General features: G+C 38.5%; 11 protein-coding genes. 9 read left to right on the top strand and 2 right to left on the bottom strand.

All coding sequences use genetic code 11. The features are described from left to right. The 8 genes from FH976_RS12085 to FH976_RS12050 all read left to right on the top strand — a co-directional run. Window positions 1-338, top strand: a 338-nt coding sequence (locus FH976_RS12085) for a response regulator transcription factor (RefSeq protein ID WP_194091098.1), incomplete at its 5' end; no start/stop codon positions are given. After that, window positions 335-754 (top strand): CsgE family curli-type amyloid fiber assembly protein, encoded by a 420-nt coding sequence (locus FH976_RS12080; protein ID WP_324187431.1) that lies wholly within the window; start codon window positions 335-337, stop codon window positions 752-754. The genes FH976_RS12085 and FH976_RS12080, both read left to right, overlap by 4 nt. A gap of 18 nt (window positions 755-772) precedes the next feature. After that, window positions 773-1,174: a curli assembly protein CsgF gene (locus FH976_RS12075; RefSeq protein ID WP_194091099.1), complete on the top strand. Its 402-nt coding sequence runs from the start codon at window positions 773-775 to the stop codon at window positions 1,172-1,174. A gap of 25 nt (window positions 1,175-1,199) precedes the next feature. Continuing rightward, window positions 1,200-2,024 (top strand): CsgG/HfaB family protein, encoded by an 825-nt coding sequence (locus FH976_RS12070; RefSeq protein WP_194091097.1) that lies wholly within the window; start codon window positions 1,200-1,202, stop codon window positions 2,022-2,024. 382 nt (window positions 2,025-2,406) lie between these two features. Further along, window positions 2,407-3,774, top strand: coding sequence for an exonuclease subunit SbcD (sbcD, locus tag FH976_RS12065; protein WP_194091096.1), 1,368 nt, complete (start codon window positions 2,407-2,409; stop codon window positions 3,772-3,774). Next, on the top strand, window positions 3,771-7,625 hold the full coding sequence (locus tag FH976_RS16110) for an AAA family ATPase (RefSeq protein WP_194091095.1): 3,855 nt from the start codon (window positions 3,771-3,773) through the stop codon (window positions 7,623-7,625). Before sbcD ends, FH976_RS16110 begins: the two co-directional genes overlap by 4 nt. Beyond that, window positions 7,622-8,236, top strand: coding sequence for a fumarylacetoacetate hydrolase family protein (locus tag FH976_RS12055; protein WP_194091094.1), 615 nt, complete (start codon window positions 7,622-7,624; stop codon window positions 8,234-8,236). Before FH976_RS16110 ends, FH976_RS12055 begins: the two co-directional genes overlap by 4 nt. Window positions 8,237-8,555: 319 nt before the next feature. Further along, the gene (locus FH976_RS12050; RefSeq protein WP_194091093.1) at window positions 8,556-8,744 is read left to right on the top strand and encodes a hypothetical protein; all 189 of its coding nucleotides are present in this window, start codon (window positions 8,556-8,558) and stop codon (window positions 8,742-8,744) included. A gap of 197 nt (window positions 8,745-8,941) precedes the next feature. Here the strand turns inward: FH976_RS12050 and FH976_RS12045 are convergent, their stop codons facing one another. Then, complete coding sequence (locus FH976_RS12045; protein WP_194091092.1) at window positions 8,942-9,511, bottom strand: PhnA domain-containing protein; 570 nt, start codon at window positions 9,509-9,511, stop codon at window positions 8,942-8,944. Window positions 9,512-9,634: 123 nt separating this feature from the next. Further along, a complete protein-coding gene (locus FH976_RS12040; protein WP_194091091.1) occupies window positions 9,635-9,817 on the bottom strand; it encodes a hypothetical protein in 183 nt (60 codons plus the stop codon). Between the two features lie 149 nt (window positions 9,818-9,966). Between FH976_RS12040 and FH976_RS12035 the strand changes: the two genes are divergently transcribed. Beyond that, window positions 9,967-10,161, top strand: coding sequence for a YtxH domain-containing protein (locus FH976_RS12035; RefSeq protein WP_194091090.1), 195 nt, complete (start codon window positions 9,967-9,969; stop codon window positions 10,159-10,161).

Below are 10,161 nucleotides of genomic sequence, written 5' to 3'. Positions count from 1 at the left end.
GGAGTGACACTATAGATACTATTAATGTAGGAATTCAGCGGATGCTGGAAGGTGAAATGTGGTTTAGCCGTAATATGTCTCAGCACATGATTGAGTTTTATCGTAAGCAAGAGATCTATGTGTCTAAAGCGGTTACTAACTTGACCACTAGAGAGGAACAGATTTTGAAACTTTTGCTGATGGGTGCTTCGAATGGACAAATAGCCGAAAAGTTATTTGTTAGTGAGAATACGGTAAAAACGCATCTCCATAATGTGTTTAAAAAAATTAAAGTTAAAAATAGATTACAAGCGCTCATGTGGGCGAAAAGCCAACAGCTGGCCAGGAGTTCATTGTGATTCGAAAAGGCGTGATTTTGTTATTGTTGGTATCGTTCGGCTTATATGCTGAGGACGATGGTATCGATATGAAACCACTTGAATCTAAAGAAATAAGCGGAGTTATTATTGATAGGACAGTCACTCGTTTAGGGGAAGATTTCTATTCATTTTTTAGCCGCGATATTTATGAACAATATCCAACACTTGATGAAAATATTCTCGTGAAGGAAAGACCTACTGCTTTATCTGGATCAATAATTACGGTTTTCCATTTTTCTACACCAATTTATAGAACCGCTTTATCTCCAGGAAGAAGACAAGCAGAAGATAAATCAGCTGATGCAGTCCAAGCACTACAACGGTATTTATTACGATGGAAGTTAGAACAGAAATATCGTGATAAATCAGACTTAGCCGATAGCGAATTAGAATAGGGAATGACTATGAAACATATGAACAGATGGAGTTGGGCGTTGCTTATTTATTTATATTCAAATGTAAGCTTTGCGACAGAAATGGTGTACACCCCAATTAATCCAAGTTTTGGTGGAAACCCTTTATATTCCGCGCATTTATTAGGTGTTGCGAATGCGATTAATGATTATAAAGCGCCTTCGACAGATCGTGGATTTGAGCAAGAGTCTGCGATTGATCGCCTTGCATCAAGTTTAGAGTCTAGATTGATCAGCCAATTATTAGGTGATGTCGGTAATGGAAATTCAGGCCAACTGGAGACCAGCGATTTTATTCTGAATATCGTTGATAGCAATGGGCGATTAACAGTGCAAATTGTTGATAAAGCGACAGGTGAAACTTCAGAAATAGAAGTGAGTGGTTTAAACCCTGATTTATAATGGATTAAATGTGCAAGGAATTCGCATGAAAAGACTATTTTTATTCATCGCAGTCATAATGGTTGCGGGCTGTTCTAACTCTCTTAGTATTCCTGATACCGATGAAGCTCCCAAATTAATGCAGCGTGGGAGTACGTATCAAGATTTGATTCATTTACCGGATCCAAAAGGGAAACTGTATGTATCAATCTACGATTTTAGAGATCAAACAGGGCAATATAAGCCTCAACCGAACAGTAACTTTTCGACTGCTGTGCCTCAAGGCGCTATATCTCTGCTCATAATGTCATTAATTGATTCAAAATGGTTTGTGCCACTTGAGCGTGAAGGATTACAAAATTTATTGACCGAAAGAAAAATAATTAGGGCTGCGCAAAGTAGTTCTAAAGGACAGGCGAATATTGCCTCTTTACGTTCTGCTAACGTTATGATTGAAGGTGGAATTGTTGCTTATGATACGAACATTAAGACCGGTGGGGCGGGGGCGCGTTATTTGGGGGTTGGGGCTTCAACTCAATATAGGACAGATCAAGTAACGGTAAGTTTGCGCGTTGTTGATGTATCAAGTGGCGCAATATTGTCGAGTGTTACGACGAGCAAAACTATTTTCTCTCAAGAGATGCAAACAGGAGCTTTCCGTTTTATTGATTATAAAGACTTACTGGAAGTCGAGTTAGGTTATACAAACAACGAACCCGTTAATATTGCTTTAATGTCTGCTATTGATGCTGCGGTTATTTATTTGGTGGTACAAGGAATCGATCAAGGACTTTGGCAAGCTGGAACCTCAGACAATATAAACAATAAAATATATAAAAAATACAGTCAGAATAAAGCCGAAATCTTATGAGAAACATGAAGGTTTCATGATGAGTTGATAATGACAAAAGCATCGAACTGAGCTAGTATTTGCGACCCAACTCATATTAATTTGAAATTATTTTCAGATGTTGCGTATGACTGGGGACTATTTTGAACTTTTATGGTCAGAGTAGTGATTCGTACAGCTATTTTAAAAATAGTTTGCGGAGTGTACGTCTAGTTTTTGGTTTGGCCGCTGATCAACTAGGCAGCAGTGCACATCATTTAATGGTTACGCATAGCTGGCTGTTACTTTTGTAATGGTTTTTGTAACAAGCTCAGGTTATATTTCCTGGGCTTTTTTTATGCCTGTCATTTGCTTTTGTGGCACAATTCGCTATTCCATTTCATACAGGTAACTCCACTATTTTATGAAAATTTTACATACCTCTGATTGGCATCTTGGGCAGAATTTTTTTACTAAAAGTCGTCGATATGAACACCAATCATTTCTGCAATGGCTGCTTGAATTAGTCGATAAAGAGTCTGTGGATGCCATCATTATTGCCGGAGATGTGTTTGATACTGGTTCACCACCGAGCTATGCGCGTGAAATGTATAATCAATTTGTGGTTGATCTCCATCATACGGATTGTTCACTGGTGGTTCTTGGTGGGAATCATGACTCGGTTTCAATGCTGAATGAATCGAAAGAGTTACTTGCTTGTTTAAATACACATGTGATCGCAAATACTCACGATGATATTGATAGCCAAGTCATTACGTTATCGACTAGGACAAAAGAAGTTGGCGCAGTTTTATGTGCGGTCCCTTTTATTCGCCCGAGGGATGTGGTGCAAAGTGTGGCTGGTAGTTCCAGCACCGATAAAAAACAGGCCCTGGGTTTAGCGATACAACAACACTACGAACGATTGTATCAGCATGCCCTTGAACGTAAGACATCGATTGAAACCACTACTTCAAACTCAAAATATATTCCCATTATTGCAACTGGACACTTAACCGCTGTTGGCGTCACGTCATCCGATTCGGTTCGTGATATTTATATTGGATCACTTGAAGCCTTTGATGCCTCTGCCTTTCCTCCTGTAGATTATATGGCTTTGGGGCATATTCATCGCCCTCAGATTGTTGCTAAATCAGAATCTATTCGTTATTGCGGATCTCCTATTCCGCTTAGCTTTGATGAGATTAAAGGTTTTGATGAGATAAAAGAGCTTGATGGAAGAAAAAATAGCGATGGAAAAACCTATCAACAAATTCCAAATAAACAAGTGGTTATGATTGAGTTTAATGATGGACATAAAAAAATAACGCCTGTTAGCATTCCTATCTTTCAACCTATGGCTGTTATAAAAGGTACTTTGGAAGAGATAGCGTTGAAACTTCAACAATTTACACAATCAGAGCAAACGGTGTGGCTTTGTATTCATGTGGAAATTCAAGATTACTTGTCTGACCTACAACAAAGAATACAACTCATGGTTGAAGGGCTAAATGTTGAAGTACTGCAACTGCGCCGTACTCGTTCTAAGCAGGCGAAAGCGCTCTCTCAAGTCAAAAATGAAACCTTAGCAGAGCTTAGTCCTCAAGATGTTTTCATTAAACGTTTAGAGCTGGAATCCTTTGAATCTGAAGGTGAAATAAAAAGGAAAGATCGAATTATTGATCATTTTAATGTGGTGCTATCAGAGATTGAGTTGAAAGGCTCAATGTTGGATGCTGCGGAAGCCAGTGATACCGATGGTCCGAAAAGCCAGCAAGGAGAATCAAAGTGAAGATCCTTAGTGTACGTTTTGCTAATTTGAACTCATTAAAAGGCGAATGGAAAATAGATTTTACCCAATCCCCCTTTGCTGAAAATGGCTTGTTCGCGATCACTGGCTCAACAGGCGCGGGTAAAACCACCTTGTTAGATGCCATTTGTTTGGCGCTTTATCATCAAACTCCGCGTTTAGGTCTTATATCGACATCTTCAAATGAAATTATGACTCGCGGTAGCTCAGATTGTTTATCTGAGGTTGAATTTGAAGTGAAAGGAGAAGCTTACCGAGCCTTTTGGAGTATGCGTCGCTCTCGAGGTAAAGCCGATGGAAATTTACAATCTGCCGTTGTGGAATTAGCGGAAGTGAGATCTGGCAAGATACTCGCGAGCCAAGTGAAACGAAAAGACATCTTGATGAAGTCTTTGACCGGGTTGGATTTCTCTCGATTCACCAAATCAATGATGTTATCTCAAGGGCAATTTGCGGCATTTTTGAATGCGAAAGAAGCGGAACGTGCAGAATTATTAGAAGAGCTAACAGGAACTGAAATTTATGGTGAGATATCAGAAAGGGTTCATGAGCACTTTTCAGCCGCCAAGCAAAACCTAAGTGAACTCGAATCACAAGCAAAAGGTGTTCAGCTTTTAACTGATGAAGAAATTCAAGCGCTAAATGCAGAGAGCATACAATTATCAAGCGAGCTTATTACGGATAAAAAGCAGCAAGAACAATGGCAACAGCATCTGCAATGGTGGCAACAACACGACAAGCTAAAACAAGCAAAAATTGATGCTGAAAATGACATGATTAATGCGGCGCAAGCGAAGCAAGCAGTGCAACCTGAATTGCAGCGATTAACCAATAGTGAGCCTGCTGAAAAACTTAGAATGACATTTCAGCTATGGCAAGAATCACTAGTGCAAAAAAAGCAGACAGAGGAGCAACTAGAAGTAAAGCAGAAGCAGCATGTAGAGTTAAAGTCATATCAACTTGGCGCTGCACAAATTGCTGAGCAAGCCAATATTCATTATCAGATGCTCAAGCAACAACACAACGAGTTACTCAGTTTGATTGATGAGAGAGTCCATCCTTTGGATATCAACATCAATCATGCCCATACTCAGTTACAAGCGCAAAAAACGGATTTTAATCAGCAAAAATTACGACTTGATCAAGGGCGAACACACCTATTCCAGTTAGAAATACAGCAACAAGAAAATGGTAAGCAGCGTCAATTAAACCAAGATTATTTAGATCAACATGCGAATGATCAGGATTTATCTCAGCACATTAATACTTGGCAGTTGCAAGTTCAGCATATAGCAAAAAATGATCAGAGCATTGCAGCATTGCGGCTCAAAATTGAAAGTGAAAAAAAACAACAAGGATTGCTGAATACGAAGGTTGAGGAATGTGAAAAACAATTCAGCCAACAGCAAATTGAAGTACATGGTCAACATGCTTTATACCAATCTGCGTATCAAGTGTGGCGTCAGCAAGTCGCAACTGAAATCAATTTAGATCAGCAAGAGATTCATAGCACTAGTGTTGAGCATCTGGATGCAGAGTTAGAACAGGGACAAAGAAAGCTGACTCAACTTGAACATAATGTGTCCCTAAAATCTCAGCAACTTAACCGAATCTTTCAATTAAGTACGATACAACAATCTTGGCTGACGTTATCTGATCAAATAGAAAAAAGTGGAACGAGCGTCATTGAACAAAATAAGCAGTTACAACAATTAACTGATCAATGCGCGGCACTACGCGAGAGCTATAAAACGAAAGAAGCGTTAATTAAAAGCTACGCACAACTTATTGATCAAGATACTCATCTTGCAGATTATCGAGCCTCATTATCGCAAGGTGATCCTTGTCCTTTATGTGGCGCTTTAGACCATCCATTACTGACTTCAACCCAAGCGTTAACTCGTTCAGAAATCAGCCTTAACAAAGCGCAGGCAGAAAAAGAAAAGCAAGAGATTCAAGCGTCAGGGATTGAGTCTCGAACACGTTTAGAATCCGTTTGTCGCTATATAGAGGAACTAAAACAGAGTCAGGTTCAGGCTGAGCAAAAAATCATTCAACTTAAGCAGCAATGGTTAAATAAAGTGAGTGACAAAGCTTTAACATTATCATCTTTATCAATAGATGATCCTGATGCTTTAAAGCGTTTAGAAATAAATTTGCCACGAGAAATAGACGCGTTAACTCATCAAATTACGCAATATAAGCAAATAGAAAAGCAGCTATTGAATGCAAAAGATAATTTACTCAACAGTGAGCGGGTATTAGAACGAACACAATCAGAATTGACAACCTTTAGGTATAAGCAACAATCTCAACTAGATTTACTTCATGGTATAGAAAATCAATATCAAGAATTAGAAACGGAAAGGAGCGAAGCTTATAAAAAATTGAGCCATGAATGGTCTGCATTTGGACATGAAAGACCAAGCTCAGAGTCTCAGCATAATTTTGAGCTAGGATCCGTGACGAAGTGGCTTGAAGGAAAACAACAGGCGATAGCGCTGTGGAATCAGCATCAAGAAGCAAGTATCCAACTTCAGCAGCAACTTGCTCGTTTGCAAGAACAAATATCGAGCGCATCACTCCAGCAGCAAGAAAGGCAGACGTTATTAATCCAACTTCAGCAGAATCAAACGGATACACAGGCTAAGTTCGACCAACTTGAGAAGGAAAGGCGCGAGTTATTTGGCGATAAAGTTATTGCGGACGAGAAGCGTAGTAGTCAGGTCTCATTAGATAAAGCCGAAAAACAATTTGAAAGTGCTCAGGTTAAGCTGAGTCAGTTCGATACGCAGCAAACAAAATTATTTGCCGAGATTGAGATGTTGACGCAACAGTTATTGCAACAGTCGGGTTTGTACCAGCAGCGGGAAGGCTTGTGGCAACAAAAGTTATCTGAAAGTCCATTTGATGATCAAAAATCGTTTGAAAATGCATTGCTCACAGAAAATGAACAAAAAAGACTGATGACCTTACAGCAAAGTTTAGACAATAGAATTGAACGCCAAACCGCCTTACTGGAAAGTGCGAATGCTCATTATCAGCAAATCATTACTCAAGATAATGCGACTCAGTGGAAGCTTGTACAGGCAGAAGAAATTGCAGATCGTTTAAAGGCTTTAGCCGATAGCGTGGATTTGAAGTCTCATCGAGTAGGTCAAATAGAACATGAAATAGTCTCTGATAGTCAACGTAGAAAAGGACAGCAATCTTTATTTGAAAAGATAGAGTCAATGCGAGGAAGCTATGATGATTGGCAATATTTACACTCACTAATTGGGTCTAAAAATGGGGATAAATTTAGAAAATTTGCCCAAGGTTTAACACTTGATAACTTAGTCTATTTAGCCAATAAGCAACTTACTCGCCTGCATGGTCGTTATTTACTCCAACGAGCTGGATTGGCAGCGGTAGGTGAAGATTCAAATGCTCCTGCGTTATCGGCAGAAGGTTTGGCGCTTTGTGTTATCGATACTTGGCAAGGTGATACGTTGCGAGATACGAAAACGCTCTCGGGTGGTGAAAGTTTTCTTGTTAGTTTAGCGTTGGCCTTAGCTTTATCTGATCTCGTGAGTCATAAAACCAGTATTGATTCGTTATTTTTAGATGAAGGTTTTGGAACATTAGATGCAGATACACTGGATATTGCGCTCAATGCACTGGATAATTTGAATGCGTCTGGGAAGATGATTGGGGTGATCAGCCATATTGATGCCATGAAAGAGCGCATTCCAGTGCAAATTAAAGTTCATAAAAAAAGTGGATTAGGGATCAGTGAGTTAGATAAGGAATATCGTTACTACTCAAACAATAAGGATGAAAAAATCATATGAACAGCATTATTGTCGATGGTAAAAAAATAAAGCCTTCAAAAGTGGTTTGTGTCGGTCGAAACTATGTCGAACATGTTAAAGAGCTCAATAATGCAATACCAGATGAAATGGTGGTGTTCAATAAACCAAATTCATCTATTACAACTACGTTACGAGCATTTCATCAAGAGCCTTTACATTATGAAGGTGAGATTTGTTTTGTAATTAAAAATAATAAAATTCAATCAGTTGGGTTTGGTCTAGATTTAACTAAGCGAGAATTACAATCGACCCTAAAAGTAAAACAATTACCGTGGGAAAGGGCTAAAGCTTTTAATGGTTCTGCGGTGCTTAGTCAATTTGTATCGATTAGTGATGGTAATTGGCAAGGCTTATCGCTTGAACTGCTTATTAATGGTGTAAAAGTTCAGGCGGGTGGCGTAAACCAAATGCTTTATACCCCTGATCATATTGTGCAAGATATTTTGAGTTATTCGAGCTTAGAAAATGGCGATGTGATTATGACAGGAACACCAAGCGGTGTTGGCGTTATACATCAAGGCGATATATTTACAGGTAGAATTAAGCAATATGAACACGTTTTACTCGAGGCACAATGGGTGGCGGAGTGATAGGCTTTAAGTTCATTTAGTCAGCGATAAGTACATTAGTTGCCACCTGTCTGAAGCTTTGATAAACATTCTGAGTAAAACATGTTTGTTAATGAATTGTTGTCGTGTGAGTCTAAATGTTTAACGCAATTGATATTTTTTGTAATCATTTGATTTAATTGAACAAATTATCATCACCAATAATGGTGAATATTCCGTTTGTTATTAAATTGTAAATTAGAAAAACTAATGTGAAATCTTGATTTTTCTCATTTCTACTTATTCAATATAGCTCGTATTATCGCCGCAAATTGATAAGTTAATAAGAGTGAGATACCAGATGACACAAGCAATTTTAACTACGGTTGTGACGCCATTAATGGATCAGAAAACCTACTCGGTTAGCTTCAAAGGATTGATTAAGCATTTTTCTGATGTATTGTTTGGAAAGCCTCAAATGACGAATTCTGTTAGCAATGATGCTTCAGTATTGTCAGAGCATTTACGTAAAGACTTAGGTTTATATTAAGCTATAAGCTAGTAAATATTTATATTGAATGATAAAGCCAGCCTAGTGCTGGCTTTTTTGTATTATTAATTTGCCTACGCACTTATTTATATGAATATTGACGTGATTTATGGATAAAGCGTTAGGCATAAAAATGGCGCGATACTATAAAAAATATCACGCCACTTTATTCTAAATTGTGTTATTTATCCGTCGATTTATTTTTTACGGCAATACTCAGCAATTAGGTACATAGACTGGCCATTCGCTTTACCAGAAATTAAACGTGGATCAGCATCGAGGCTAATGCCACGAACGACTGTGCCTTGCTTAATGATGGTTGAAGAACCTTTTACTGGTAAGTCTTTAGTTACTGTGACGTCATCACCTTTTTGTAAGATCACACCGTTAATATCGCGGGCTTTCTCTTCGTTTTCGTCCATACCGATTTCAGCCCAGTTTTTGGTTTCATCTTCCATGTACATCATATCGAGAAGTTCATTTGCCCAAGCCTCACCTTGACGTGATAGGTGAGTTAACTGGCGCCATGCAAGCACTTGAACTTGAGGTACTTGACTCCACATGCTGTCGTTCAGACAACGCCAGTGGTTTACATCCATGCTTTCTGGTGATTCAACTTGCATACGGCATGTCTCACAAAGAATGACAGCATGATCGACAGTAGCAAATGTATGAGGTGCAACAACAAAAGGAGCTAATGAAGACGTGGAAGAGCATAATTCACATTTTGATTCGCTACGAGCAAGTAGAGTGGTTTCAGTTGACATCGATATACACCTAAAATTTATCTGGGTTATTTTCAAAGCGACATTATCCATATATCACTGTACTACTTCAAGATGAATTCCAAATAGTCGAATCGACCTGATTATCTATATTTTATTTATGGCTTAGAGTTTAAACAATTTAGAAAGAGATTGCTTTTCTTGCTCGGAAAGAATTGGGACATTATCGGCTTGCTGCTTCTTGACTAAAGACTTTAATAAGTCGACAGCTTGTTGCTGATAATTAACCTCGAGTTGGATAAATTGCTCAACCAGCTCTTCTAAGTTTGTATTGCTAACTTGTTCCATTGTCTTTCCTGCCGGTTTTTTTAGTTAATACGAGTACTGGTAAACTATAACTAATTGAATATATTACTTATATCAGCTTGAGTGGACGTAATGTTTTTATTGTGTAAAATTAGGTCAAATTAATTGAAAGATGTGAAGTAGGGAAGAAAATGACCAAGTTGGTATTTGGACTTATTTTAGTCGCGATAGGTGTTGGTATTGGCATTAAATATCAAGATCAAATTATGGATTTTCTGGATATTAGACAAATGGAAGATGTACAAGATGGCTATGAAGATGCCAAAGATAGCCTGCAATCTGGAATGAATTCTTTGTCTGACACTGTGAGTCAGTTAGGGCAATAA

The organism is Vibrio hibernica (assembly GCF_015223435.1).
In the GTDB taxonomy this organism is placed as follows: domain Bacteria; phylum Pseudomonadota; class Gammaproteobacteria; order Enterobacterales; family Vibrionaceae; genus Vibrio; species Vibrio hibernica.
This window is presented reverse-complemented; position numbering and strand designations above follow the sequence as displayed.

Excerpts from the sequence above, each read along its gene's own strand:
- FH976_RS12075 (WP_194091099.1), top strand. The coding sequence starts at position 773 with ATGAACAGATGGAGTTGGGCGTTGCTTATTTATTTATATTCAAATGTA.
- FH976_RS12070 (WP_194091097.1), top strand. The coding sequence starts at position 1,200 with ATGAAAAGACTATTTTTATTCATCGCAGTCATAATGGTTGCGGGCTGT.
- sbcD (WP_194091096.1), top strand. The coding sequence starts at position 2,407 with ATGAAAATTTTACATACCTCTGATTGGCATCTTGGGCAGAATTTTTTT.
- FH976_RS12055 (WP_194091094.1), top strand. The coding sequence starts at position 7,622 with ATGAACAGCATTATTGTCGATGGTAAAAAAATAAAGCCTTCAAAAGTG.
- FH976_RS12050 (WP_194091093.1), top strand. The coding sequence starts at position 8,556 with ATGACACAAGCAATTTTAACTACGGTTGTGACGCCATTAATGGATCAG.
- FH976_RS12045 (WP_194091092.1), bottom strand. The coding sequence starts at position 9,511 with ATGTCAACTGAAACCACTCTACTTGCTCGTAGCGAATCAAAATGTGAA.
- FH976_RS12040 (WP_194091091.1), bottom strand. The coding sequence starts at position 9,817 with ATGGAACAAGTTAGCAATACAAACTTAGAAGAGCTGGTTGAGCAATTT.
- FH976_RS12035 (WP_194091090.1), top strand. The coding sequence starts at position 9,967 with ATGACCAAGTTGGTATTTGGACTTATTTTAGTCGCGATAGGTGTTGGT.